Raw genomic sequence first — 25,004 nt, 5'->3', positions numbered from 1 at the left:
CCAGTTCCCGCCAGGCCAGCCGAAACAACCGGATAAATTGATCCGTCGGCACCCGCGCCTTGGGCGGGCGAATCATGGCCGGGTCAATGCCGTGCGCCACCAGCAACTCATCCGCCCGGCCACCGGACTTCTCCAGCCCATACAGAATGGCGCGGGCATAGTGGGATGAGAAAGTCAGATTCTTCATGAACCGGCAACTCGACTCGGGTGCGTGGACAAACAGGTGCGTGGAACAGCACCTGCCCTGATTATGGCAGAAGCCGATAGTACAGAACTTGCCCCAGGAATATAACGACGGCGCCAGTGCCGACTGTGGCAAGCGGTCACTGGGGTGGGCGGCCACCATGGCCGCGGATATTGGTTGAATCCACGAATAAAGAACTCAAGCGATTACATGGTGATGTGGCAACAACTGAACTAAGGTGTTGTTAAACTTGGAGCTTGGGCCCGTGAAACATAGCCGAAAAGTGGGAGTTATCGAGAACGCACTTTTTTGCAATATCGTGGAATGCGGTTTAATCACTGTTAGATTTTTAGTATTACTTTAGGAGTCAGGATTATGTCGGATATCGTAAAAATAAATATTGATTTGAATAGCGGTGCAGTAAATATCGAGGCTGCCAGTGAATCGCTCAACATGATATTTGATAGGCTCGAGAGTTTTTTGCCATCATTAATCGACGCTAAGTCTCAGTTCTCAAATGGCGAGGACGAAGGTGAAGAAACCGGGGAAGGGGGCGAAGAAAATGTTGGCGATGGAGCCGCCGAAGCAGCAGAGCCCAAAGGAAAAACTCCTGCCAAGCCAAAGAGAACTTCTTCCGCAAAACCGGAAACCTATAAGACCGTGGAACTTGGGCTGAATGCCGATGAGAGACAAGCCTTTAAAGATTTCTATGCAGAGAAGAGCCCGTCGGGGCAGTCAGATCATGTCTTGACCGTGATTTATTGGCTAATCAAAAATACCAACAGAGAATCTTTGAGCAAAGATGAAGTGTTTACGGCGCTTCGCACAGTGAATGAAAAGGCGCCAAAAAGGCTAACCTCTGTACTTTCTAATCTGGCTATATCCTCATATATTATTAAGAATGGCCCGAACTCAAGCCTTCACCATATCGGCGAGGATTATGTTGAACGAGATCTCCCTAAGAAAAAGGAAAAATAAATAAATGAATCAAGATTTAGATGATTTCGTTCTTCAGATTGAAAATTTCGAAGAGTTAAAAAAAACGGAATTAATTGACTGTTTTGTTTACTTCATCACTGTAATTAAAGAAGAGGATTCTGCTAGCTCTCGCCAGTTGAAAGAGTGCTTTGATATTTTAAGGATTGAACCGTATTCCAATATACCTTCATACCTTTCTGCGAAAAGTAAGCGAGGGAAAGGAAAGAAGTTCATAAAAAGGAAAGATGGATATATTCTTGAGCGCTCTGCCGAACTAGATCTGCAAAAGAATTTAAGTACAGGGCCGTCAAAGAGAGAAACCTCTTATCTTCTAAGAAATATGCTCTCAGATATAGCGGACTCGCATCAAAAGTCTTTCCTTCAGGAAGCCATCGATTGCTATGAAATAGGGGCCAAGCGAGCAAGTATAGTTTTAGCTTGGATCTTGACTGTAAACCATCTATATAAGTACATATACAAGCATAAAAAAAATGAATTCGACTCCGTTCTATCAGCCAACACAGACAAAAGAGTAAAAATATCAAAGCTAACTTCCGTCGATGATTTTACTGAAATTCCAGAGGGTAAGTTCATTGAGTTCTGCCGCTCAGCAAAGATCATCACCAATGACGTTAGAAAAATACTTGATGAAAAACTCGGAACTCGTAACTCAAGCGCTCACCCATCAGGAATATCAATATCTGAACTTAAAGCAACTGAGTTCATACAGGATCTAGTAGAGAATGTAGTCTTAAAGTACAAGATCTAACAAAGCGCTGTTGTCGGAAAAATTTTCCGCAAAGCGCGGCGTTATGCAGGTAAAGAAATTGAGTCTATCTATCTCCTATACCGTTGAAGATGCCGGGTGGGCCCAAATCACCATTTCTGATGGTGAGGGAGAGATAATGAACGACGTTTCTTATTTGCATGACAGCCTTCGGGATCTGGCAGAACTTGCAATAGAAATGAGATCTGGGGCTAAGACTGCGAAAGCAATCTTTATGGATGAGCCTGGAGAACTACAGTTGGTAGTGAGTAAAAATCAAAACCAAATAGCCTTTGAGGCTCGCTGGTTCAAAGATTGGCAGAGTTGGGGGCTCACCTCCTCATCAGATTACGATGTTTTGCTTAAGGGCGAGGCCACGGTGCAGCAACTTGTCGATCAGGTAACCGATGTTCTGACGAAAATCCATAAGAACATCGGCCCGAAAAAATACAAAGAAATGTGGGTTGAACACGAGTTTCCCTCGGAACAATACCGGGAGCTCATCAATGCATAACCAGTGGGTGAAGCTGACCGGTACTACGCTGCGCTCCGCACCGGCAGCTTACCCAAGGCGTTATGTGTGTAAGGCTCATCGATTATGATTTGCCCAAATTGTGGTGAAAAGGCTATCAGTTTTAGCGATTGGATTAGAGCTAGGAACGCATTCTCAACAAGGTGTGCTAACTGCAATGTTCACCTAAAAGCAAATTTGAGTGTGTACCTAAATTTTATAATCACCATTCTCGTTGCCCTTTCATTGCTCCCCTATGCTGATAATGCGTTAGCGTATTTCGATTTTCCCGTCGAACTTTCAAAGTTCAAGATTGTTGTATTGCTTCCTGCCATTTTTATAGGCGGAGCTTTGGGCTGGTGTTTTGGTGGTTATAAGATCAAAAAGAGTACATAACAATTCACAGCACCGGACGCCACGGACGTGGCGCCGGTGTGCTTGGCGTTAGAAAATTTCGGCACTACGGGAGTAACCTTTGGAAATCGACATCGATACGATAGCTAAACTTATTTCGCCGCTCATAGTTGCGGTGTTTAGCCTAGTTCTGAGTAGATATATAGAGGCCAAGCCTAAACTCATTTCGTACGTGGTGCATGCCTCTGAATTTCCGTTGAAAGATCAGAATATTAACGGTGTGAGAACACACGGAATTGTTATCAGAAACATTGGTAAGCGAACCGCTAAGAATATTCGTATCGGGCATGCAAACCTTCCTCACAGCTATCAGATTTTTCCGAACGTCGCTCACAAGGTCGAAGACGGCGCAAATGGCTCCGCAGAAATTGTCGTTCCAACGTTGGTGCCTAATGAGCAGGTGTCGGTGTCATATTTATACTTTCCGCCTCTGCTTTGGAATCAGATCGTTTCCTACACAAAGTCAGACGAGGGTATGGCAAAAGAGATCAATATAATCCCAAGCCCTAAATGGCGCAGTGGCGCATAAATTTGGTGTGGGGATTGATTTTCATTGGCGCCTCTACCGTGATCTATTGGCTTTTACTCGCCATCGTTTACTGGATCCCATAACGGTAGTTTTCTAACAAATAGTTCCAGTTCGTTCCGGGCCTGGCGGCCCTCCACCGGACGCCCTTTTCTCCGCTTCGCTACAAAAAGGTCGCCGCTAAACAAAAGCGTTAATTGTCATCGTGAAGCCTCAGATTTGGAGCAAGACATGGAAAAGTTCACTGAATCTATACGTCGTAGCATCGAAGCAGAGAACTGGAATGCCGCTCTTTTCATGTCACTTACGATGCCGGATCTTTGTGGAGCTATTGCTTATCCAGGTACTGAGCATTCGGGACCACGCTATAAACGTTGGTTTGATGAGAATCTCGCTGACGTAAACAAAACGATTATCGGAGGCGAAGAAGTAGTTTTTTTGACTGCGTCCGACTGCTGGGCTCTGCGATGTTCACTATTACATGCCGGAACCGCTGATATTTCGGAGCAGCGAGCACAAGAAGTTCTCAACAAGTTTGAATTCACAACGATGGGGATGCATCGGATTCGGACCGAGCGCATTCTGACTTTAAATGTCGCCATGTTTTGCAAAGAAGTATGTGACGCTGTGGAAGCCTGGTACGAAACATGTAAAGACGATCCAAGAGTTCAGGATAGAGTTTCAAAAATCCTAAAAATTAGAGAGAAGCCATTCTCACCAATCCCTGGCGTCCAGTTCGGATGACAATTAACAAGTCGCTGTAGTACGCGGTGGCCTTCGGCCACCGGACGGCTTTCAGCCGCCGCTGTGCTTCAGCGTTAGCGAGAAAGACAACAATGCCATCATCTGAGGAAATACTCGCTGGCCTTAAAGCGATAGCCAACGACTGGCAACTGCTCGCCGTCTTGTGGCATGGCTACTTTGCAGTCCTCGTTTTCGGACTCGTCTTCGGCGTTCGCCCGGGAAGACATGTGGTCGGTTTACTTTTAGTGCTCCCATTGATCTCTGTCGGCATTCTGGCGTGGGTCCACGGCAATCCATTCAACGGAGTCTCCTTTGTACTAACGAGTATGGTTCTGGCCGCGATTGCCGCCCGTTTTTCGCGAGAGGCTGTGAAAGTTGCGCCAGCTTGGGTGGCCGTTTCAGGCGCTATGATGATTGGGTTTGGCTGGATATATCCTCATTTTCTCGATAATGCGACACCTATAGAGTACTTGTACGCCGCACCGACTGGGCTCATCCCTTGCCCAACGCTCTCAATCGTAATTGGTTTCACGCTGATATTGGGCGGGTTGAGATCGCGGCCTTGGTGTCTGGTGCTCACCATAGTGGGCCTCTTCTATGGCATTTTCGGAGCTGTTCTGCTCGGGGTTATAATCGACGGGGTTCTACTATTCGGAGCATTGGCGACGGCTTGCGTTGCATTCTCGTCGCGATTGGTGGGAAGCCGCCATGGAGCAACAGTCCGCTAACAAGTTGATGCAGTTCGTTCCGAGCGAAAACCGGGGCAAGTTTATTTTCTAGCGTGGAAGGTCGAACAGCAGGGCCATGGGAACAGCGTTGTCCCAGACACTCAGGGCCGTAGCTCAGAGGCTTGCGTTGTGCCAGCGTTGTAAATGCACAAGGCAGGACCCCGGAGGCCCACACCGTATAGCAAACCAACCAATAGTTTAGCGGGAAAATTATATGTCGAAGAAAGTAGTCATGTTTGAATACGAGAAAGAAACAAAAAACAGTGTTCGCTATAAGGAAGTCCCCAGTGAAGGCACCGCTCCTGTGGTGGGTACTCTGTATGTTCAGAAGTGGTTTGCGGGTAGCAGCAAATCCATTGAGATAACGATAGACAAAAAAGACTAGCGGCCCAGTCAAGAAAATCTGAAAACCGGGAAAGATTCATTTTTTTGTACAGCTTCCTCGCGAGGGTGCCCCCAGTCAGGTGGTGCCGCTTAAACCCTGTTACCCAAACGGTGTCCGGGCGGACTCCCCGTCGGCGACGGTCCTGTTTAAAGCAGGCCAGCCGCGTAGGGGCGCATGGATCGGACCCTCAAATTCGGGTAAACGGAGTCATCCCATCAGTTATTATTCTTCGGTGCATTCACCGTCGTCTGAGCGATGGTCGTATTACCGGCTTCATCGGCACAGGTGACTTCGACCGCGTAGATGCGGCCGTCTCCAGAGCCTTCACGCTCAGCGCGTAACAGGACGTTCAGCGCCGACCCTGTCTGGTCCGGGTTCCACGCCCAATCCAGATCGGTATTGCCATCACCGGCGGTGTTCAGGTGCTCATTGCTCGAGATGCCGGTCACACTGCACACGGGTAATGCGTTATCGCAAAGGTCGTTGACCGTCACCGACACCACGACATCCATCAGTTCATGGTTGGGTGGCCAGAGCACTTCCGTTGAAGGCACAACGGCGCTGATCTCTGGCGGCGTTGTATCCTGAATTTCCACTGTGCTGGTGCAGCTTGTGAACAGCCCTTGAGCGTCCGTTGCCGTATAGCTCAACTCGCTCAGACCGAGCCCGAACGCCTGGGTGTCAGGACGACTGAACGCGACGGTTGTCGAGCAGAGATCCGATCCAGAGGCTGCATCAGGTGTGACGGTGGCTGACTGATTGCCGGTACACTCTCGCACAATTGCGGCCGGGCAACTGATCTGCGGGGGCACCGTATCGACCACCTCAACGAGCTGTGGCGCAGTGTCACTGTTGCCGCTTGCATCCGTGGCTGACCAGGTCACGGTATTGGCACCGATCGGAATAGTGGGCGTCGCATCGTTGCTGATGACCGGTGCCGCATCGCAAACGTCCGCGGCCGCCGCTTGCCCAAGGGCTGGTGATGCGCCCTGCGGCGAGGTGCACTCAATCCCCGTCAGGTCTGCGGGCATACTGGTGATCTGCGGCTGTTGAGTGTCTACTACGGTTACGTTGAAACCGCAGGATTCGACGTTCCGGGCGCTATCGATCACCGCGCAGCTGATACTGGTATCGCCAACAAGGAAGTCCGAGCCCGAGCCGGGAATACAGCCCTGCAATGTGGCCGCACCACAACTGCCATCAATGGCCTCGGGGGCTGGAAACGCCGCCACGGTCTCAACGCCGGTGCACTCGAGGGTCAGTGCCGCCGGGCAGGTGATTCCCGGTGGGGTATCCCCATCGCCTACACACAAGCTGGGGCGGGGGCACGTGAGTTCGGCGGGAGGCGCGTCCGGAATAGGGTCACCATTGGTGATGGCAGCCACTTTGACGGCCTTCTCCCAGACCCGGATATATTCTTCGGCAGAACCGAACAAAGCATCGGTATAAGGCTGTTCCAGTCCGATGTTCTGCATGTCTTTTATCATATCGGGCAGTAAGCCAACGTGGGCCAGGCCGTCGACATTGAAATCGAAGGTCTTGAAACCGGTTTCCTGCCGGTCAAAGGTGCCGAATTCCTCCAGGGTAAAGGGATATTCCAGCCGGTTACCGGCGCGCAGTTGGGCACTGCGGTTTCTGGCCTGATTGATTGAAGCACTTAATGGCAGATCACTTCCGCACGCATCATCACCAAAGCGTGGCCCTACGTGTCCGGCGATACCATTGAAATCGCTACCCAGAGCCACCGGCCCGGCCATGAGGTCCACCGCGTACTGATAGGCCTGGGTAAACGTTTTGGTCGATTGTGAACAATCGTTCTTGATGGCGGCTCCGAACAGTGGCTCGGAATAGGGAAGGGTTACGATCGTGTCTTTCAGGTCAGTGTCCTGGACATCATCCTTGGTCATGGCGGCGATCATGCCACCACCATCCCGTATGGCCTCAAGTTGCTCACGCGTGCGCATCCTTTCATGACGTCCAAGGGTGGATAGCGGAGCGTAACGCCGCTTATGGAGATCGAAGAACTGAACGTGGCTGGCTACCAGTGGGTATTGATACTGGGGGTCGTTCGGGCGGCCAGCGAAATTACGGGTCAGCTCGAGCGTGTGGTCGAGTGATTTCCGCGACATATGGTCAATGTCGATAATCATTCCCCGTTGCATAACGGCCAAGAGCAGCTCACTGCCCAGACCACGCTTATCCGGACCCGGGGTGCTTGTATCCAGGTTAAGACCAAAACGGTTGCACGCAACGCCCTCATAGAGCGGTCTGGGGGGCAGCTCGCCACCAAAACCGATTTCGCCAATAAGAAGCTTGAAGAATTCGTCAAAGGCTCCTCCGCTCAGAAAGCTTCCATAGCCTTCGGCGGCGCAATCTTCAATATCCCACCAACGCTGTTCCGAGTAGGCATTTCCCAGGGCAATGATGTCGTTCCAAGTTGCTGCGCCCCCGAAGGCATTGTCGAAATTATGGATCGGGAAAAAATGCCGTACCCCCTTGGCATAATAGTGGTTGACTGCTTTTTCAACGGTATCAATCGGTTCACCCAGATCGTTTAGAATGAGATTGCCGTTTTCATCCCTCATATTGGGGCAGTCTGCTGACGGGCGGTTGCTGTTTTCTTCCTTGCAGTTAAAAAGGTTGTCGACCTCGATACCGAGCACTACGGCAAGTTTGCCCTCACTGATAATCTGTCTGGCTTGCAGTGGCTCAGTGACAATTCTAAACCAGCCTTCTTCAGCTCCGTCTTCGCCAATGCAGAATCCCGAGTCCTGGCCGGTAATGATGTCCTGGCGACACTGTTCGTCGATAAAGTCCTGAAAATCATAGGCCGCGGCGATCTGGTCATCGATCGGTCCCATGGAGTTGGCGCAATCGACCCCTTTGGTGGTTCTGCACAACGCCTCGTTGGTGACTGAAAACATGGTGGTCAGACGCATGCCGCCGCGAAAGGCGCGCTCCACCCATTTAAAGTACATCTGTTGGTGGGTGGTGGTGGTCCAGGTTGGCCAGTTGTTGAAGTACGGTGCACCCGTGGAGCCGTTTGCGCCATCTTTGGTGCCTGAGCCAACGGGATCACCGGACAGAAAATCGTGAGATTGGTGAATGGCAAGGTCATCGAGAGAGGAGAGCGCGGACATGATGGTGGGCGGCGGGTTCGTCCAGTCATAGGGGTCGTCAGACCGGTCAAGTGCAAATTCACCCTGGCCATCGACCGGCGCAGATTTACCCGCGAAGGTGTTGCCGCCATGGGCCAGATGCCCGAACAGGTGATTGTGCAGGTCGGCATACCCGCGAATGCTACATTCGCCCGGTTCTGACGGCGCCACCCAATCTGTTTCAGGCTCTTCGATACGTTTGGTTGCGTAGCCACTCAGCGCACAGGTGCTGCTGGATTTCGCTGGGAACCCGCCCAGGAGACCCTCCGGATCAGCAGTGGCACAGCTGCAATCGCCAGTGCAGCCGGGAATTTCTACCAGGTTTTCCGTATCACAGGCTGCGGTAGTCCCGGGCTCTCCCACACAACAGGCTCTCTGGCCCTCTCCGCCACAGGCTGTGGGTTTGGCACAGGTGTGTACAGCTACCTGTCCTGTTGAGATATCGCCTCCACAGTAGCAATTGCCTGCGCAGCCCTCCACGGGGATCAGGCCTACGTCACAGGCTCTTAAAGCTCCGGACGAGGTTGGTTCTGCCGACCCATTGCAGCAGGCGCGCTGTCCCTCCCCCCCGCAGGCCGTGGTGGCCTTACAGGTTCCGGAGGCATCGATGCCAAAGGGGTTAAAACCGCCGCAGGTGCAGTCTCCCGAACAGCCCGCCACCTCTACGTTGCCATAATCACAGGCGTCGCCGAGCACTACCTCGAAGGTGCCCGCACAACAGGCGCGCTCGCCATCCCCGCCACAACTAGCGGCATTTGCCGGGCCGGACATCAGGAGAAGTGCGACTATCAGGAGCATACCGGCAGGCGTTAAGAGCTGGAGAATTCTCGTGCCCCGGTTGTGATTGTTCAGGTGTAAGGGTAATAGACCCACAATAAATGAACCCGCGCAGACGCGCCGGTTTATGGTCGGATTCCACATAAAAGCTCCCGGATGCTTGTTCTTGTTTTTTATCAGGCAGACGTCACTGCAACCGGCGCTCCCATGCGTTCTATATTTATCTATAGTCACTCATCAGGATTAGGTAAAGTAATTGGGAAAACCCGTGGATAGTTCCGACAAACACCGGGCCGTAATAGAGTTGAGCCGGTCAGTGAGGTTGGGGCGCTTACCTTCTGGAAAGATTACACTTGTTCACGTTTTAGGTTTTGTACACGTTCGGCAGGCATGGCGACTAAACATTTCAATGTTAATTGCGCGGGTTATCAGCCTTGATGCTCATTATGATCAAAATCGCCGTGAAAGAGCTCTGCGTCAGGTTTTGTCTTTTGCGTTTTATTTAACGTCCTTGGGCATTGGTTGCATGCGTTATCTTATTAACAGCAACGTATATCATCATGGGGTTCGCCATGATGCAGACTGATGACGTTGACCGCTTGATGAGTATGTTAGAAAGAGCCTTAACAATGACATCGCTGATACCAATTATCTGGTTTTTTGCGATAATCACTCAGTCCGGTAAATATCAAATGCGGGTTTTCCGCCCGTTTATCGCGTTTTTTGCAGAAAAGAAGAAAGCAAGATGAGCGCACGTATGTGGTATCTCCTGCTCTTTGGGTGGGTGAATCTGTGCCTTTTTCCCTCTGTCACCTGGGCCGAAACTCTTCGCTTTGCGACGATTGATTATTGCCCGTTCACGTGCGATCCCTCAAGCGAGGGAGGCAAAGAAGGGTTTATGACGGATGTCCTTCGAGAGGCATTTGAACCGGCCGGATACACGCTTGAGATTGAGATGCTCCCCTATGTGCGGGCGGTCAATTCCGTTCAGGATGGCACCCATGACGGGATTGTGGTGGTTGGCCAAGACTATGCTCCCGGTCTCGTGTATCCGGACGGACCGACGGTGGTGCAACGGGTGGCATTTCTCGTGAACGCCGGAACATCCTGGCGATATACGGGCGTCGCGTCGTTAGCCCCGGTCAAAGTTGGCATTGTGCAGGGGTATCATTATGTGGATTCCGACCTGATAAACTACCTTGAACAAGAACGGAGCAATGAAGCGCGGGTGCATGTAATGCATGGAGACAGCACGACCAACAGAGGTTTGCGCATGCTCCAGACGGATCGCATTACCACCTTTCTTGAGGGTGAATACTCGGCGATGTATGAGCTTGATAAGATGGGGGCCAGGGACACAGTGGTGATTGCAGGTCATACCACGGAGGCGTTTGAGGATTACACCGGATTCAGTCCCCAGCATCCGAAGGCCGTTCAGTTCGCCCGGATCCTGTCGGATAGGCTCACAGAATTAAAGAAATCCGGGAGATTGGCCGACATTCTCCGCCGTTACGGAATCACCGCCGAGCCGGTCCCCGAATCTGAGCAGGCCGACGTAAAGGAAGCGGAAACACCCGTTGATATCGAGTAGGGCATTTGAGCCGCGCGGCAATGTCAGCCAGGGTTTCGATCGCTATGTGTTCGTTCGGGCGTGATGCCTCCCAATGATCGGCTTCGCTCTGGCTTAACCGGCGACTGTCGCGGCGACGGGTTTTCCCCGGTAAGCGTCATCCTGATACTCTGTGAGTCTGCTCACAGAGGCAGGTCGGTCTGAAACCCGGGTAGCCCGGTCGTTAATAAGTGTGTCCGCCCGGATTGCTCCTCACCTACAGTAATCCAAAGCCATCTGAATTCACTCAAGGCCATCCAAAGCCGACGGAAGTCACCCAAAGCCACGTTCAGTCATCGCTCTCAAAAGCAGAGTCGTTCGGAGCATTCGCATGAATCATGAATCGAAATCCGCACACCGCTCACGTCTTGTCAGCGCCCTTGCCGGGGGCTGGGTTGCGGACGCTGCCAGCCTTGGGTTGCATTGGTTGTACGACAGCGAGCGCATCCTGGAGGTGGGAGGCCAAACACCGGAGTTCCTGCCGCCCCGGGCCGACTATTTTACCAAGGGGTTCGGGTATTTTGCCCATGAAGGCAAACTGGCCGGCGACGTCAGCCATTACGCGGCCGCCACCGGGGTGCTCTCAGACAGCCTGCTCGCCAATGCAGGGGCTCTGGACATCCGTGATTACCAGCGGCGTTTCCGGGCCTTCTTTGGTCCGGGCGGCCAATGGCGGGGCTTCATTGATAACCCGACCCGGATAACCCTGGACAATCTGAACACCATTGAGCAGACCGCCATTGAGCACGCCAGGGCGACCACCACGGCCGTGCTGACCGACCAGCAGAAGCGGGTGCTCGTCCAGAAGGTATTGCCTTATACCCGGCATCTGACCGGCGATCAACTCGCCGACCCGGTTCGCAAGGCGATTAGCCTCACGTATAAGGAGCCGGACATTCAGGCCGCCGGCATTCATCTGGCTGAAACCATCGACCGCGAACTGAAGCCGGAGAGCGGTGCCGACGACCTGCAACTGCCCGCGGTCTCCAAACTGGCGCCACTGGTCGCCTGCTATTGCGGCGACGAGACGTTGATGGCGATGACCGAAGCGGCTGTGCGGGTGACCAACCACAACGATGAAGCCGTCGCCTGGGCCCGGTGTGCGGCAACGCTTCTGGACGGCCTGTTCCGGGGCGGTTCACTGTCAGAGGCCCTGGACGCTGCAACCCGGGAAGCGCCCGACCCGAAAAGCCTGACTAACGCCTGCTCAGGCACCGCGCTGGATGGCCCGGGCGCTGGCGATGCCTATGGCCGCACCTGTTACCTGCACGAGGCCATGCCGGTGATTTTTCATGTACTCAGCCACGCCCGCAGCTTTACCGAAGCCGTTCGCGCCAACATCCATTGTGGGGGCGATTCCTGCGGGCGGGCCTCGATCATCGGGCCTGCCATGGCGGCCCTGTACGGGGTTGGTGGGGAACGAGGTATTCCCCTGAGTTGGCTGGCACGGGTAACCGATGCGCCGAGAATCTTCGCTGGGTTTGAGGCGATGGTGAACCTGGAGTCGTCAGCCAGGTCGCAAGCCCGGTAAGATCATGACGGGGTCGGGTCTTGCCATCTGCTCAGGCGAAAAGAAGGCCCCGACCCCGGTTTGCGGCCAGGCGTCGATCAGTTTTGCATGGGGATGTCATCTTTCCATCGAAACCCGACGCCACCGGCCTGCCAAACGCCATCGCTGTTGAAGGGGTTGGGCCCGGACACATTAATATACTGTGGCAAGCCAAAGTGAGGCGCCAGGTCCTGTCGTGCCTTGATCGTGACACGGTCCATGATCCTCAGGCCTTGCTGATGGGCCGGCAGGTGCGCTTCAGGCGATGCCCGGTGAGCGAGTGCCCAGTTATCAATGAAGAGTAAGTCGCCGTTGTCATAGTGATAACGTATCCCGTAGCCCTGATCGAACGACTCGTTCATCAGGTCGTTGTAGTCGTTGAACAACGCCTTCATGTCGTCTTCGTCCAGCAAACGAAATTGGTCGGCGGTGGCCGGAGCCTTCTGCAGTTCATCGATGGACAGGCCGTCCTCCGGCAGCCGCTCAAGCACGGCTCCGGTCATGCCCAGATGCAGCCACACGCTTTTGCGTCCGGAAATAGGGTGCGTGTGGACGACAGGGTGCGTCACGCTGGACGCTGAATTGACCGACACGAGGCGTTGCCAGAAGGCCTGCTTTTCCTTCGGCAGCGCATCAAAAGCGGCGCCCTGATGGGCGAAGTGGGTGCCGCCCCCTTGCTCCGGCGCCCGGGCCATATAATAGGCGGAATGGGAAAACGTGGCGGCCTCGAAACTGCCGTCATTATGCCACTGGGGGCCCACCCCCAGAATCCCATGGCGCTGGTCATTGGAGCAGCGAAAGATGTGCCGGTTCCTGCCAGGTGTCGCCGGATGGATGCCGTGGGTAGAGTGGATTTCGCGAGCGCCCCACCATTTGCTGGCGGCGATCAGCTCATCCGGGGAGAGATCCGTTTGATGTTTAAAGACGATGAAGCCCCGATTCGCCATTTCCGCTTCCAGCGCTTCGATCAGAGGCTCGGAAAACTTGGTGCGAACGTCCGCGCCATATATCTCAACGCCAAGAGGGTCCAGTTGTTTGACCGTCAACCCCGCCTGCTCAATCAACGAAACGCGTTGAGGATCCAGGGGCGGTATGGTCGGTAGCCTGCGGCTGGATGTTTCCGGTGCTTGTCCCATAGTGGTGAGGTACCTTGCTGGCTAATTTATAGACAGCTTAACGCAGTGAATGTGAGTGACAACCCCACCCTGCCTCCACGATCAGCGCTGTGTGATTCCGGGTCTGATACACCGGGGTCTGGTTCTGCCTTTTGCCCCGGCTACCGCGTCTTGTCTGCCCGCCCCAGCGGGGTCCGGACAAAATCAGGGATCTGAAACCGGCGCCGGTACGCCCCGGGCGCGAGACCGGTGGTGCGTTTGAACAGGCGCCGAAAAAACGCCGGGTCTTCATAACCGACTTGCCAACTGATGTCGTCGACCGAGGCTTCGGTTCGCTCCAGCCGTCGCTTGGCGTCCTCCACCCGCAGCCGCTGGACATAGGCAATGGGCGCAAGCCCTGTGGCACGGGTGAAACGGCGCTTGAAGGTGCGCTCCGCCAGGCCGGCACGCTTGATCATTTCCTCAACGGGGCCGGCGACGGAGAAATGCCCACTTAACCATTCCTGCGCGGTTCGTATCGCCGTGTCTCCGTGATCCATGCGGCCTTCAAACACCACATAGGGTGTCAGCCCGTCCTGGTGCCATTGCAGCGCAAAGAAGCGTGCGACCTCCAGCGAGGCGGAGACACCAACATAGCGCCCAATCAGGTAGAGCACGAGGTCGTGCCAGGTCATTGAAGCGCCGGAACTGATCAGTTCCTCGTGTCGGCCGGAAACCACCAGCACCTGTTCGGGATGGATAGGCACGGCCGGATACGCCTCTGCGAACGGTCGCGCAAACCCGTAGTGAACGGTCGAATCCATGCCATCGAAGAGCCCGGTTTCGGCCAGCAGGAAGAGGCCCGAGCAGGCCGAGCAGAGTAACGCCCCGCGTCCGTGCATGGCCGTAAACCAGTCCGTCAGTGCGGGATAGCGATGCTTTTCCCAGCCCGCCGGTGGCAGCAGGACGGAGGGCACGATGATGATGTCGGTCGTCGTCAGACTGTCGATGGAGCGCTGCACGGTGACCGGCAGGCCGCTGGCCAGTTCCAGGGGCCCGGTTTCGAGCCCGACAATTTCGATCTCAAAGGGAGGAGGGCTCTCTGGTGCCGCCCCGGGCAGGAATTTGAAGGCATTCATCACGTCAAAGATACCGCTGAGCGTTGAAATCGCCGCATCTGAAATGGCGATCAGGCTGACGTGGAGCGGTCGTGTCCCGGGAGGAGTGGCGGTGGTCATCGCCTGCGTTCCGTGCGGTCAAGGAATGATCAGAATACCGCTGCGCCCCGGAGCCCGCAATTGCCAGCGACACTGGCACAAACGAACCTGTTTTGGACCGTCCCGCACTGCTGCCGCGTCGCGGCTTTTGTCATTCTGAACTCGCTGACAAGGGCGTCCTTGTGAGTCCACTGACCATCAGCTGACTGCCGACCGGCAACGAGAAACTGACCGACTGACAACCGGCTGATACCAACTGATGAAGGGAGATGACGGCCATGACAACTGATATCGAAACAAAGAGCACAAACGAGAACACAACTGAGAACACAACTGAGAGCACAACTGAGAACACAACAGAAACGACGACAGACACACAAACTGTAAACGGCGGTGAACCGGGTACCCTCGACGCCGCGAAACTCGACACGTTCGTCACCCGGGCCATCAGCGATCTGTCCGCCGGCTACGGCGGTGTGATGGTGAGCATCGGCAACCGGCTCGGCCTTTACAAGGCCATGGCTGGCGCGGGCCCGCTGACCTCGGGCGAGGTGGCAGCCCGTGCGGGCTGTGCCGAGCGCTACGTACGGGAATGGCTAGGGGCCCAGGTCGCCGGCGCTTACGTTGATTACCACGCGATCAGCGATACATACGAGCTGACCCCGGAGCAGGCCTTCGTGCTGGCGAACGAGGACAGCCCGGTTTTTATCCCCAACGCCTGGGCGGTTCCCGCCTCGATGTGGTTTGACGAAGACAAAGCCGTCGAGACGTTCCGCACCGGTAAGGGCGTGCCCTGGGGCGACCATGACGGCCGGCTCTATTGTGGTGTGGCTGCGTTCTATCGCAATGCCTATCGCGGCAGCCTGGTTGCGGAGTGGTTGCCGGCCCTGGACGGCGTCATCGAAAAGCTGGCGCACGGTGCCTTGGTGGCGGATATCGGTTGCGGCCACGGCCATTCAACCGTTTTGATGGCGGAAGCATTCCCTAACTCACGCTTCAGCGGTTTCGATACCCACGCCGGCTCCATTCGCGAGGCACGCACCATCGCCCGTGGTGCCGGGTTTGGTGATCGTGTCCGCTTTGAGGCGGCCAGTGCAACCGACTATTCCGGTACCGGCTATGACCTGATCTGCTTCTTCGACTGCCTGCACGATATGGGTGACCCGACGGCGGCCGCACGCTACGCGGCCCAGACCATTGCGCCCGATGGCACGGTGATGCTGGTCGAGCCGTTCGCGAATGACCGGGTTGAAGATAACGTCTCGCCAGTGGCGCGTCTCTACTACGCCGCGTCGACCACCTTGTGCTGCGCCCATGCGATTTCTGAGGGCGGCCACACGGTATTGGGGGCTCAGGCCGGCGAAGCCCGGCTGGCAGACGTATTCCGTAAAGCCGGTTTCACCCGGTTCCGTCGGGCAACTGAGACACCGTTCAACCTCATCCTGGAAGCCCGGTTGTAAGGGTGGGGCGTTAACGCAGGGACCGCGGAAAACGACGGCAGCGGGACGAGGGAACTAAAATTAAAAGGACGAGGGGACTAAAATACAGACAGGGAGGACGACCGGATGACACCCTTCGAGATCGCGTTCACGGGGGCCGTGGCGACTGCCGCCACGGACCTTTGGCAGCAGACGCTGCGCCGGACACTGGGCTTGCCTGCCGCCAACTGGCGGATGATCGGCCGGTGGGTTGGCTGGATGCCGCGAGGGGTGTTCATCCACCGCTCAATCGCCACGGCGAGCCCGGTCTCGGGCGAGCTGGCCATCGGCTGGACGTTCCATTACGTCATCGGTATCGCCTATGCGGCACTTTACGCCGTGATCCTGCAACTGGGGGCATGGGATCGTCCGACCCTGGCGAGCGCTCTGGGCTTTGGCGTTGTGACGCTTGCGGCACCCTGGCTGGTGATGCAACCGGCGATGGGGGCGGGAGTGATGGCACGCAACCTGCCCAATCGTCGCGTCGCCCGGCTGGTCACGGCCACGTCGCACCTGGTCTTTGGTTTTGGTTTGTACATCGGGCTGCGTGTGTTGGGGGTGTAGCCGTGCCGCTGCTGGCGGTCGCTGCAACCGGTCTCGTCCCGGACCGCGAGGGCATCAAAGATGACAGGCATAAACACACTATCGACCGATACATTCACGGTGTCGTACGAGGCATGGCGCCAGGCCGACGATCAGGCAATGGGCGGGGCGCAGCCCCCGCTTGTTCTGGTTCACTCGGGCGGGGCGTCACCGGCCCAATGGCGTCCACTGATGGCGGATCTGGCCGAGATCCGACCTGATCGCCCCATCTTCGCCCCCGCACTCGTCGGCTATGTGGGCACCGGCCGACATGATGGCAGCGCGGCGACTGCAAAAGACGATGGGCCGGTTCTGGTCGCATTCCTCAGGGCCATTGCGCCGGGTAGGGCGGTAGACCTCGTCGGCCATTCCTACGGAGGTGTGACTGCGATAGCCGCGGCACTGGCCATGCCTGAAGCGATTCGAAGCCTGACCCTGATTGAGCCGGTCTGCTTCGACGTGCTGGCGCACACTGGCGCCGACCGGTCATTCCAGACCATCGCCGCTTTCGGTCACGCACAAATCGATCTGGTTGCGGCAGGCGAGGACCGGGGTGCGGCGCAGGCGTTCGTGACTTTCTGGAATGGGCCGCAGGCCTGGCAAAGCCTGACGGAAGCCCGGCGCGCTGCCCTGTCCGCCCGCATGCCCAAGGTGGCCAGCGAATGGCAATGGATTTTGACGGGCCAAACCGACTTGACCGCCCTGAAACGCCTGAGAACGCTTCACCTGATATGCGGGGCGCAAACCCATCCGGTGGCCCGATCGGTTTTCGACGCTTTGTGCTCAGCCTTGCCGGACGCCGAACAGCGCATTATCCCCGAAGCGGGCCACATGGCCCCGATGACACATGCCCGACAGCTAGGGCCTGTGCTGACAGAAGGCCTCGGCATTGAAGCGTGAGCTGAATCCGGGCACGCAAAACGGACGCGCCGACCCCTTCGGTTGCAGGTATGATGTTGGGTTCAACGACATCGGCAGTGTGCTGGCACAGGTCACGGATGGTCGCCGTACATCGCTGACCAGTCCGGTCATAAGACAGTGCGTGCCTAAGGAGAGTCAGTTTGAATATTAAGGATTTACCCTTTGGGGTGACGGACTGGTCTGACGTAGAGAAGACCGAACACACCGGGGAACAGGGGATGGCGTATTGGCAGACCCGCACCTTCGGGGATATCCGGGTCCGTATGGTGGAGTACAGCCCCGGCTATCTGGCGGATCATTGGTGTGCCAAAGGCCACATCCTGCTGTGTCTGGAAGGTGAACTCCACACGGAGCTGAAAGACGGGCGCTGTTTTGTGCTCCCTCCCGGCTCGAGCTATCAGGTCGCAGACAACGCCGAGCTTCATCGGTCCTCGACCGAGCAGGGGGCCAAACTGTTTGTTGTGGACTAATATCCGAGCGTCAGGTCTTCCCCGGCCTTCACCCGGATGCCAGAATTATCGCCTCACGGCGCCTTGGGCGCCTTGGACGGCGGGCGTTACATTGACTCGGAGAATTTAACCTATGCCCTATGTGAACATTAAAATCACCAACGAAGGCGTCACGAAAGCGCAGAAAGCGGAATTGGTGGCCGGTGCAACGGAACTGCTTCAGCGCGTTTTAAACAAGAACCCCGCCACAACGGTGGTTGTGATTGATGAAGTTGAAACCGATAACTGGGGAATTGCCGGGGAACTCGTCACCGAGCGCCGGAAGCGAGGCAGTTGATTCAGGGTATACATTATTGAAAGAGTTGATTTAAATAGTGCTTTGAACCGTGCCTTAAACCGTGCTTGGATCAAACCTCGACTGGGTTCGGGGCAGAGCGCCAGCTGAGCACTAAAAATCGGTCCCGGTCCATTCCGTGGGTAGGGCACGACCGTCTTTGCGCCGCGTGCGACGCGTTCATTCCATTGAAAGACAAAGCAGAGGGTTACCAATGAAAATACGAATATTCGCAGTACTGCTGAGCGTTGCTCTGGCATCACCGGTGCTCGCAGCAAAAAACGAAGGGACGGTGAACGGCAAGTCTTCGGCGGAGCAAAAAGCCGCGCATCAGTCCGCGATGCAGGCCAGGGATGACGACGATGACAAGGATGAATACAGGGCGCGCGACGAAGACGAGGTAAAAAAGCAAAAGCAGAAACAGTCAGAGAAGGCCAGCAGCAGTCAAAAGTATGGTGAAAAGCAGCAGGCAAAGGGCAAAGAGAAGCAGGCAGAAAAGAAGCTGAATCAAGAACAGAAGGAGCTTGATAAGGGGTCAGAGCAAGGCATGGCATCCCGGGAAAACCGAAAGAAGTGGTGGAATTTCTGGAGCGAATAGCGGTGACCGGTCAGCGAACCAGACGCTTTTTTGACACCCGGTTCGACATCCCGCTGAGCACACCCGCCGGACAGGTTTGGCGGGTGTGCTCAGACGTCAGGTTTAACAGGGAAGGCTTTCGGTCTTGCCGGTGGCCACGTCGACGTAGTCAATTTTAACCGTCTTGAAGTTCAGGTCGACAAACAAATGGCAGTAATAGTCCCCATGGCGCCAGGCCATGGCGACGCTGGAGTTGTTGGAATAGTTCAGTTCAAAATGGCCATCAAAGGCCGGGTAATTGCTGCGGAACTTCATCAGACCCAGCAAGCGTTGCACGACCGGTTTTTCAAACTCCTGTTCCACCTCGTCCATGCTGTAAAAGTGGCGATTGATATCCCGCAGCTCGCCGCTCTGCTCCATCAGCTCGTGGTCATTGCAGCCGGCAAACAGCCCAACGTAGTACACCTGTGGAATGCCGGGGGTGAAGAACTGTATCGCCCGGGCGGCAATGTAGGCGTCGTCATTCTGCATCAGCGCATCGTAGAAGGTGCAGGTCAGTTGGTAGATCGCGCCGACGCTGTGGATGTTGGCCGCGGAGCGCCGCATGATCGGGTCCGCACTGCGCGCATCGATGTTGTCGATCAGGACTCTGATCTTCTCATCCGGCAACACGCCTTCAACATCCGGAATGCAGATGCCATCGTGGGTATCCAGCACGGTGATCATGTTGCGCGGACACATCCGCAGCCAGTTCTTCAGGTACACACTGTTGGCGTCCAGCAGCGTGTAGAGCAGCAGCGGCGGTAACGCAAAACCATAGGGGTGCATGTTGCGGCGACCAATGGCGTACTGATAACTGGTGTGATCGTGGACTTCCGGCAAACACTCGGCGCCATGCTTCAGGGCCACCTGGTTCACCCAGTCGAGGATCTGATAGACCTCGGGCTCCACCAGGAAGCAGCTGGTTCCGATACGTTTGGTGGTGTAACCGAAGGCATCCAGGCGCAGCAGGTTAACGCCTTTCGAGGTGAGAAAGCCGATGTAGCTTTCCATCAAGGTGTAGGCCAGATCGGATTCGTAGTTGAGGTCAATCTGTTGCTCGGTGAAGGTGCACCAGACCCGGGTTTTGGTGCCATCCGCCAGGGTGACTTCCCGGAACGGTTCTTTCTCTTTGCGGATATGGATCTTCGCCATGTCGTCCGGCGAGATGTCACCGAACTTGTCGACGTGCACGAACAGATCGGCGTACTCGGAGTCAAAACCGTTGGCGATGAAGTCCCTGAACTCGGGCGACTCGTCGGAAATGTGATTGACGGTCAGGTCGACGCATAAATCATACTTTGCGGTGAAGGCTTCGATGTCATTCCAGGTGCCAAAGTCCGGGTCCACTTCCTTGTGGGTTAGCGGTGAAAACCCGCCATCGGCGTTGGAGGGGAAAAACGGCAGGATATGCAGCCCACCGATGGCATCGGGCAAATGTTTCTCGACCACGGTGTACAGGTCTTTCAGGTCCTTGCCGATCCGGTTGGGGTAGCAAATCAGCTGTACTGCGTTTTTGAGCAGCATGTGTTTGGCTCCTGGATTGAGAGGATGTCGGGGCGCGAAAACAGTGCGCCCCGGTTGCTTTGTCAGCTCAGGCCGCGCAATGACCTATCGGCAGGATCTTTTCCAGTTTGGAGGTGCGTCGCTGTTCCACCGCGTCGATAAACTCCCGCCCCCAGTAGTCGATGTCGTAACGGGACACCACTTCAAAGGCTTCGCTCAGCCGGTTCTGGGCCTCGCTGCGGCTGATCGCCAGGGCGTAGTAACAGGTATCGGCCAGCTCCTGGGGATGGTGGGGGTTGGCCAGGATGACCCCGCGCAGCTCGGCCGCCGCACCGGCAAACTCGGACAGCACCAACACCCCGCTGCCTTTGGTGAGCCCCTGGGTCGCAATGTATTCCTTGGCGACCAGGTTCAGGCCATCCCGCAGGGGCGTAATCCACATCACATCGGCCATGGTGTAGTAGGCCACCAGCTCTTCAAAGGGCAGGGCGCGGAAAAAGAACTGCACCGGGGTCCAGCCGACCTGGGCAAACTGCCCGTTAATGCGCCCGACCGTTTGCTCGATCTGCGACAGCAGTTCTTCGTAAATGGTCATGCCAGACGCTGCCGGTACACAGACCAGCATCAAGGTGACTTTGGTTATCAGCTCGGGGTGCTCGTTCAGCATGCGCTCGTAGGCGTCCAGTTTCTCGATGATGCCTTTGGTGAAATCGAGACGCTCCACCGACAGGATCAGCCGGACGTCCATCAGTTCCTCGCGTAGGGTTTCCATCCGCGCAACCACGCTCTGATCCGACAGGGCGCGACGGACGCGGTTGAGATCAAGCCCGACCGGGTGCGCCCCCAGGCCGATCTTGCGGTCATTGACCGTAATTTCGGTGCTCATTTCATCCAGCCCGACGGCGCAGCCATAGGTCAGGAAACGCGGTGCACACCCCATTTTCTGGGTGACCTCCAGGGGGGTGACGCCTCGTGCCACATCGACAAAGTTTTCGGCCTGCCTGGGGATGTGGAACCCAATGTAGTCACACTGCAACAGGCTGCCGATGATTTCCCGGCGCCAGGGCAGCACGTTGAACACGTCGGCGGACGGAAAATAGGTGTGATGGAAAAAGGCGATGGTGAGGTCCGGGCGCATCTCGCGCAAAAACGCCGGCACCATCCACAAATTGTAATCGTGAATCCAGACCACCGCGTTTTCCGCCGCTTCCGCCGCGGTGCACTCCGCAAACCGTTTATTGACCTTCAGAAAAACCTGCCAGTGGTCGTCCCGGAACGTGGCGCGCTCCCAGAAGGTGTGCAAGGTGGGCCAGAAGGCCTCTTTTGAAAACCGCTTGTAGAAGATCTCAACGTCGTCGTGGCTCAATGGCACCCGAGCCGCGACCAGTTTTTCGTACCGGCCGGTATCCACCTCGGTATGGGTCTGAAAGGGACCCAGCTCAGGATCATCGATCGACCAGGCCACCCAGGACCCCGCCTTGCCATCGGCAAAAAAGCTCAACAGCGTCGGGATGATGCCGTTCGGGGATTTGGGCCGGCGTCGAATCAGCTCGCCGTTCTCGACCACCTCTTCATAGGGCAGCCGGTGGTAGACAATCACCAGGTCGGACTTGCCCGAATTCATGTAGTCGGGGATTTCGGCGTCAATGCCCTCATGGCCCAGATACCCGAAATGCTCAAAGGCCTCCAGGATGCCGCCACAGCCGGTCGCACCTGCGTGCAGCACCCGGGCCTGCTGCTCGGTAGCGGCGAGCAGACCGGTCTCGGAATCACCCACACAGACACCCTTGAAACCGTGTTGATACATCGACAGGTCATTGAGGGTATCACCGGCCACCAGCACCGCTTCCGGGTCTATTCCCAGGTGCTCGACCAGGCGCGACAGGGTGCGCCCCTTGTTCACGCCGCCGGGCAGTATGTCCAGATACTTGCCGGCTGAGAACAGTACGTCACAGGACAGGGCGGCTATGCCCGCCAACAGGTCGTCGCTGACCACATCGTGGTCGCAAAAATAGGACACGCGGCGCTCCTGGGGTACTTCCTGACGCTGTAGGCCGGTAAAGTCCGCCAGGACATTCTCGACCATGTGCTCGCCGGGCCAGAGGTCGTCAATCTCGCCCTGCAATGGCTGAATCGCCTGTTGCGAGTCGCCGTGCACCACGGTGCAGCCGACATCGCAGATGATGTAGTCCGGGTCGGGAATGGTGGGGTCCGAGAGCAAGGGCAATACGGACTCCAGTCCCCGACCGGTGACGAACACCAGATCGATTTCCGGGTGGGCCGAGATGAGCCGGTAAAGCGTGAGGCGGTTTTCCGGATCACCCGCGAGAAAGGTGCCGTCGAGGTCGGTGGCCAGTAGCATGGTGTACTCCTGTACGGACCCTCTGAAGACGTTTATTGACGATTCTGGCGCTCCCCGAAATGCGGAATCAAGGTGGTCTTTGCAGGCAGGCCCCCATGGCTTGCAGAATCGTCAAATGACGTCTTCGGAGGGTCCCATAATCTTTTTTAATTCCGACAGTTCAGCAAACGGTTGCGTCGAGATAGGCGCCGCGTGGCACGGGTAAAGCTTTGCTGAACCAAGGGACCCTGTAGAACAGTGTATGCAGGTTTCATACCGGCTCCGGTGCAAGGCCGTCTCGTGCGGGCCCTGCAAGCGCCCGGCGCTAGCCCTTGCACTGGCACGAATGCAAGGCCCTGGCCTGATTGCCGGGGCAACGCACACAGCCAATGACCGCCTCTAAAGCACCCATCGGCTGCGGCGGCAGGCCCCGAAAGCAGCGTCAGGGCGACGGGGGGCTTGTCGGGGCTCCGATGCCTCCGATTGGTGCGCTTCTGGCCCGCGACGCACTGATGCAACTCGATAATGGTGCGAGCGCAATCTGTTGGTGGCACCGGGGTGCACGTTTCCAATTACCCCGGATTCCTTCTGGCCCATATTTGAAGCCGGTGTTGGCACCGCGAGTTCTCTTTATCATAAGCGAGCGGCTGACACCGGCACCACGGGTTTGTGCCGAACAGCGACCAGGCCAGAGCCATAGAGAGGCCAATTGTCGTTTCCATGGCCGGTCCTCGACATCATCGCGCGTTCTTTGGGTGAGCTTCTACAACAGTCAGTCAGCGCAGGATAGTAATGCTTTTCCCAGCCCGCTCATGGCAGCAGCGCGAATGATTCTGGAGAGGGAAGTGTTGGATATGTCATCTTGGTTTTGGATAAATTGAACAAGTACATTCTTTCAAATAGACTTCAAACCTGTCTTGCCAACCAAGGGATGGAATAAATGGCACAAGGACTCAGTCCGCCAAAAGAAGGCAAACGCCACTCGCTCGCAATCGGGTGCTGAGTGCTTCGGGGCGCTCCCTGTTAAAACGTCTTGAAGGCATCAGCCTCAAACCCTACGACGACCAAACCGGTTTCGCCACGTTCAAGTGGGTAGCCGGCGCAACAATCAGTGTTGGTCACCTCATTAATCAGTCCGAGTGGTCTAAGTTTGCATCCGGAATTAGCCAGCTGGACGCTGAAGCGCTGCTAGTCCGGAATGTTGCGCCCTATGAACGAGAGATCCGAAAGGTCATTACACGCAGCTTGTCGCAAGCTGAGTTTGATGCACTGGTGATCTTTGCGTTCAATATCGGGCAGAGGGCATTTTCAGGCTCATCCGTTGTTCGATTAGTGAATAACCCGAACGCGAAGACTGGCTACCCATCGTTGGAAAGCGCCTGGAGAGCCTGGAATCAATCGCAAGGTAAGGTGATGAAGGGCCTCGGTAATCGTCGAGCGGCAGAATGGAAGCTTTTTGAACAAGGAATCTACCAGTGAATACGTCGTCTGAATTTGGCCGCACGCTTTTACTACTCTTAATCACCTTCACCTCTGCGGCATGCCAAGCCATCGACAACCCCGATGCGCCGGACTACTTGGAGCAATTTAGGGCACAAGCGTCGTCGTATGAGCTAGCCATCAACAATAAGTCACAAACGACCGCAGACATGATTGTTGAGTACCGGGGCTATATCGATTTTCTGGAGCAGGCGCTCCAACTCGTCGAGACCGCGCTGGAAGGCAGTCTCTCTGACTCTGAAAGGGCGCTTTTTTTTGAGACTCAAGCGAAATGGCAAACCTATCGACAAGCGGAAATGAGTTTTGTGGACAGTGTCTGGACCCAGGAGAACTTTGGTAGTTCAGCGTCTGTATCCAAGTTGGCGTTTTACTCCGAAATCCTTAAATCCCGGATTGAACTCTTGCAGACGTATCGGCTGCAGTTCTAACGGCAGCGCCGGCTGATTTAAACAGCCCACAATAAGACCGACCCGTGAGAAGTCTCGAAGGGTTCCGGCTGATTTAAAAGGATACAGTTCAACCAGCCTTTCTGACTACGGTGGCTAACGCTCGGGTGGCTGCCACTTATTCAAACAGCGCCCATTCTTCTGATGTCTTCGGGCCCAGGGTGTCGTTTACTGAGTGGGCGTTTCCCCGA

Annotated in this window: 24 protein-coding genes; 17 read left to right on the top strand and 7 right to left on the bottom strand. The window is 55.8% G+C overall.

Translation table 11 applies throughout. The annotated features are described in order from the left end of the window. Nucleotides 1–187, bottom strand: a 187-nt coding sequence (locus tag GRX64_RS06195; RefSeq protein ID WP_166264737.1) for an AraC family transcriptional regulator ligand-binding domain-containing protein, incomplete at its 3' end; no start/stop codon positions are given. A gap of 372 nt (nucleotides 188–559) precedes the next feature. On the opposite strand from GRX64_RS06195, the gene GRX64_RS06190 reads away from it, so the two are divergent. The 5 genes from GRX64_RS06190 to GRX64_RS06170 all read left to right on the top strand — a co-directional run bounded on the left by GRX64_RS06190 (nucleotide 560) and on the right by GRX64_RS06170 (nucleotide 4,123). Further along, the gene (locus tag GRX64_RS06190) at nucleotides 560–1,162 is read left to right on the top strand and encodes a hypothetical protein (protein ID WP_166264735.1); all 603 of its coding nucleotides are present in this window, start codon (nucleotides 560–562) and stop codon (nucleotides 1,160–1,162) included. A 4-nt stretch (nucleotides 1,163–1,166) separates the two neighbouring features. After that, entirely contained in the window at nucleotides 1,167–1,931 is a 765-nt protein-coding gene (locus GRX64_RS19540) for a hypothetical protein (protein ID WP_235937537.1), read from the top strand. Nucleotides 1,932–1,974: 43 nt separating this feature from the next. Then, on the top strand, nucleotides 1,975–2,442 hold the full coding sequence (locus GRX64_RS06180; RefSeq protein ID WP_166264733.1) for a hypothetical protein: 468 nt from the start codon (nucleotides 1,975–1,977) through the stop codon (nucleotides 2,440–2,442). A gap of 472 nt (nucleotides 2,443–2,914) precedes the next feature. Next, on the top strand, nucleotides 2,915–3,382 hold the full coding sequence (locus GRX64_RS06175; protein WP_166264723.1) for a hypothetical protein: 468 nt from the start codon (nucleotides 2,915–2,917) through the stop codon (nucleotides 3,380–3,382). Between the two features lie 228 nt (nucleotides 3,383–3,610). Beyond that, entirely contained in the window at nucleotides 3,611–4,123 is a 513-nt protein-coding gene (locus tag GRX64_RS06170) for a hypothetical protein (RefSeq protein WP_166264721.1), read from the top strand. A 98-nt stretch (nucleotides 4,124–4,221) separates the two neighbouring features. Here GRX64_RS06170 and GRX64_RS19695 read toward each other — a convergent pair whose 3' ends face one another. After that, nucleotides 4,222–4,350: a hypothetical protein gene (locus GRX64_RS19695; protein ID WP_282433934.1), complete on the bottom strand. Its 129-nt coding sequence runs from the start codon at nucleotides 4,348–4,350 to the stop codon at nucleotides 4,222–4,224. A gap of 715 nt (nucleotides 4,351–5,065) precedes the next feature. On the opposite strand from GRX64_RS19695, the gene GRX64_RS06165 reads away from it, so the two are divergent. Further along, nucleotides 5,066–5,236, top strand: a complete 171-nt coding sequence (locus GRX64_RS06165) for a hypothetical protein (RefSeq protein WP_166264719.1) — start codon at nucleotides 5,066–5,068, stop codon at nucleotides 5,234–5,236. A gap of 215 nt (nucleotides 5,237–5,451) precedes the next feature. On the opposite strand, the gene GRX64_RS06160 is transcribed toward GRX64_RS06165, so the two are convergent. Next, nucleotides 5,452–8,757 (bottom strand): HYR domain-containing protein, encoded by a 3,306-nt coding sequence (locus GRX64_RS06160; protein ID WP_166264717.1) that lies wholly within the window; start codon nucleotides 8,755–8,757, stop codon nucleotides 5,452–5,454. A gap of 986 nt (nucleotides 8,758–9,743) precedes the next feature. On the opposite strand from GRX64_RS06160, the gene GRX64_RS06155 reads away from it, so the two are divergent. The 3 genes from GRX64_RS06155 to GRX64_RS06145 all read left to right on the top strand — a co-directional run bounded on the left by GRX64_RS06155 (nucleotide 9,744) and on the right by GRX64_RS06145 (nucleotide 12,311). After that, nucleotides 9,744–9,920, top strand: coding sequence for a hypothetical protein (locus tag GRX64_RS06155; protein WP_166264715.1), 177 nt, complete (start codon nucleotides 9,744–9,746; stop codon nucleotides 9,918–9,920). 149 nt (nucleotides 9,921–10,069) lie between these two features. Further along, a complete protein-coding gene (locus tag GRX64_RS06150) occupies nucleotides 10,070–10,762 on the top strand; it encodes a substrate-binding periplasmic protein (protein ID WP_427901645.1) in 693 nt (230 codons plus the stop codon). Nucleotides 10,763–11,111: 349 nt separating this feature from the next. Next, on the top strand, nucleotides 11,112–12,311 hold the full coding sequence (locus GRX64_RS06145; protein ID WP_166264711.1) for an ADP-ribosylglycohydrolase family protein: 1,200 nt from the start codon (nucleotides 11,112–11,114) through the stop codon (nucleotides 12,309–12,311). Between the two features lie 77 nt (nucleotides 12,312–12,388). Here the strand turns inward: GRX64_RS06145 and GRX64_RS06140 are convergent, their stop codons facing one another. Together GRX64_RS06140 and GRX64_RS06135 are read right to left on the bottom strand one after the other, a co-directional pair. Then, complete coding sequence (locus GRX64_RS06140) at nucleotides 12,389–13,465, bottom strand: TauD/TfdA dioxygenase family protein (protein WP_166264709.1); 1,077 nt, start codon at nucleotides 13,463–13,465, stop codon at nucleotides 12,389–12,391. A gap of 140 nt (nucleotides 13,466–13,605) precedes the next feature. After that, a complete protein-coding gene (locus GRX64_RS06135) occupies nucleotides 13,606–14,661 on the bottom strand; it encodes a GlxA family transcriptional regulator (RefSeq protein WP_166264707.1) in 1,056 nt (351 codons plus the stop codon). A 257-nt stretch (nucleotides 14,662–14,918) separates the two neighbouring features. On the opposite strand from GRX64_RS06135, the gene GRX64_RS06130 reads away from it, so the two are divergent. The 6 genes from GRX64_RS06130 to GRX64_RS06105 all read left to right on the top strand — a co-directional run bounded on the left by GRX64_RS06130 (nucleotide 14,919) and on the right by GRX64_RS06105 (nucleotide 19,002). Then, entirely contained in the window at nucleotides 14,919–16,100 is a 1,182-nt protein-coding gene (locus GRX64_RS06130) for a class I SAM-dependent methyltransferase (protein WP_166264705.1), read from the top strand. Nucleotides 16,101–16,205: 105 nt separating this feature from the next. Next, nucleotides 16,206–16,682, top strand: coding sequence for a DUF2938 family protein (locus GRX64_RS06125; RefSeq protein WP_166264703.1), 477 nt, complete (start codon nucleotides 16,206–16,208; stop codon nucleotides 16,680–16,682). A 60-nt stretch (nucleotides 16,683–16,742) separates the two neighbouring features. Continuing rightward, nucleotides 16,743–17,600, top strand: a complete 858-nt coding sequence (locus tag GRX64_RS06120; RefSeq protein WP_166264701.1) for an alpha/beta fold hydrolase — start codon at nucleotides 16,743–16,745, stop codon at nucleotides 17,598–17,600. Nucleotides 17,601–17,761: 161 nt separating this feature from the next. Continuing rightward, complete coding sequence (locus GRX64_RS06115; protein ID WP_166264699.1) at nucleotides 17,762–18,091, top strand: DHCW motif cupin fold protein; 330 nt, start codon at nucleotides 17,762–17,764, stop codon at nucleotides 18,089–18,091. Between the two features lie 112 nt (nucleotides 18,092–18,203). Further along, nucleotides 18,204–18,407 (top strand): 2-hydroxymuconate tautomerase family protein, encoded by a 204-nt coding sequence (locus GRX64_RS06110; RefSeq protein ID WP_166264697.1) that lies wholly within the window; start codon nucleotides 18,204–18,206, stop codon nucleotides 18,405–18,407. Between the two features lie 157 nt (nucleotides 18,408–18,564). Continuing rightward, nucleotides 18,565–19,002 (top strand): hypothetical protein, encoded by a 438-nt coding sequence (locus tag GRX64_RS06105; RefSeq protein WP_166264696.1) that lies wholly within the window; start codon nucleotides 18,565–18,567, stop codon nucleotides 19,000–19,002. A gap of 102 nt (nucleotides 19,003–19,104) precedes the next feature. Here the strand turns inward: GRX64_RS06105 and gtfA are convergent, their stop codons facing one another. Together gtfA and ggpS are read right to left on the bottom strand one after the other, a co-directional pair. Beyond that, nucleotides 19,105–20,547, bottom strand: coding sequence for a sucrose phosphorylase (gene gtfA / locus GRX64_RS06100; protein ID WP_166264694.1), 1,443 nt, complete (start codon nucleotides 20,545–20,547; stop codon nucleotides 19,105–19,107). Nucleotides 20,548–20,614: 67 nt separating this feature from the next. Next, nucleotides 20,615–22,888: a glucosylglycerol-phosphate synthase gene (ggpS, locus tag GRX64_RS06095; protein ID WP_166264693.1), complete on the bottom strand. Its 2,274-nt coding sequence runs from the start codon at nucleotides 22,886–22,888 to the stop codon at nucleotides 20,615–20,617. 975 nt (nucleotides 22,889–23,863) lie between these two features. Between ggpS and GRX64_RS06090 the strand changes: the two genes are divergently transcribed. Both GRX64_RS06090 and GRX64_RS06085 read left to right on the top strand, forming a co-directional pair. Continuing rightward, nucleotides 23,864–24,346, top strand: a complete 483-nt coding sequence (locus GRX64_RS06090; RefSeq protein ID WP_166264692.1) for a lysozyme — start codon at nucleotides 23,864–23,866, stop codon at nucleotides 24,344–24,346. Further along, complete coding sequence (locus GRX64_RS06085) at nucleotides 24,343–24,795, top strand: lysozyme inhibitor LprI family protein (RefSeq protein ID WP_166264690.1); 453 nt, start codon at nucleotides 24,343–24,345, stop codon at nucleotides 24,793–24,795. The genes GRX64_RS06090 and GRX64_RS06085 overlap by 4 nt, the downstream gene beginning before the upstream one ends. The last annotated feature ends 209 nt before the right edge of the window (nucleotides 24,796–25,004 follow it).

It is taken from the genome of Marinobacter caseinilyticus (assembly GCF_011074955.1).
Classification (GTDB): Bacteria; Pseudomonadota; Gammaproteobacteria; order Pseudomonadales; family Oleiphilaceae; genus Marinobacter; species Marinobacter caseinilyticus.
Note: the sequence above shows the minus strand (reverse complement) of the source record. Positions and strands in the feature narration are given on the sequence as shown.

Bases quoted from the DNA above. Each gene is read 5' to 3' on its own strand.
- GRX64_RS06190 (WP_166264735.1), top strand. From the start codon at position 560: ATGTCGGATATCGTAAAAATAAATATTGATTTGAATAGCGGTGCAGTA.
- GRX64_RS19540 (WP_235937537.1), top strand. From the start codon at position 1,167: ATGAATCAAGATTTAGATGATTTCGTTCTTCAGATTGAAAATTTCGAA.
- GRX64_RS06180 (WP_166264733.1), top strand. From the start codon at position 1,975: ATGCAGGTAAAGAAATTGAGTCTATCTATCTCCTATACCGTTGAAGAT.
- GRX64_RS06170 (WP_166264721.1), top strand. From the start codon at position 3,611: ATGGAAAAGTTCACTGAATCTATACGTCGTAGCATCGAAGCAGAGAAC.
- GRX64_RS19695 (WP_282433934.1), bottom strand. From the start codon at position 4,350: ATGTCTTCCCGGGCGAACGCCGAAGACGAGTCCGAAAACGAGGACTGC.
- GRX64_RS06165 (WP_166264719.1), top strand. From the start codon at position 5,066: ATGTCGAAGAAAGTAGTCATGTTTGAATACGAGAAAGAAACAAAAAAC.
- GRX64_RS06155 (WP_166264715.1), top strand. From the start codon at position 9,744: ATGATGCAGACTGATGACGTTGACCGCTTGATGAGTATGTTAGAAAGA.
- GRX64_RS06150 (WP_427901645.1), top strand. From the start codon at position 10,070: ATGACGGATGTCCTTCGAGAGGCATTTGAACCGGCCGGATACACGCTT.
- GRX64_RS06145 (WP_166264711.1), top strand. From the start codon at position 11,112: ATGAATCATGAATCGAAATCCGCACACCGCTCACGTCTTGTCAGCGCC.
- GRX64_RS06140 (WP_166264709.1), bottom strand. From the start codon at position 13,465: ATGGGACAAGCACCGGAAACATCCAGCCGCAGGCTACCGACCATACCG.
- GRX64_RS06135 (WP_166264707.1), bottom strand. From the start codon at position 14,661: ATGACCACCGCCACTCCTCCCGGGACACGACCGCTCCACGTCAGCCTG.
- GRX64_RS06130 (WP_166264705.1), top strand. From the start codon at position 14,919: ATGACAACTGATATCGAAACAAAGAGCACAAACGAGAACACAACTGAG.
- GRX64_RS06125 (WP_166264703.1), top strand. From the start codon at position 16,206: ATGACACCCTTCGAGATCGCGTTCACGGGGGCCGTGGCGACTGCCGCC.
- GRX64_RS06120 (WP_166264701.1), top strand. From the start codon at position 16,743: ATGACAGGCATAAACACACTATCGACCGATACATTCACGGTGTCGTAC.
- GRX64_RS06110 (WP_166264697.1), top strand. From the start codon at position 18,204: ATGCCCTATGTGAACATTAAAATCACCAACGAAGGCGTCACGAAAGCG.
- gtfA (WP_166264694.1), bottom strand. From the start codon at position 20,547: ATGCTGCTCAAAAACGCAGTACAGCTGATTTGCTACCCCAACCGGATC.
- ggpS (WP_166264693.1), bottom strand. From the start codon at position 22,888: ATGCTACTGGCCACCGACCTCGACGGCACCTTTCTCGCGGGTGATCCG.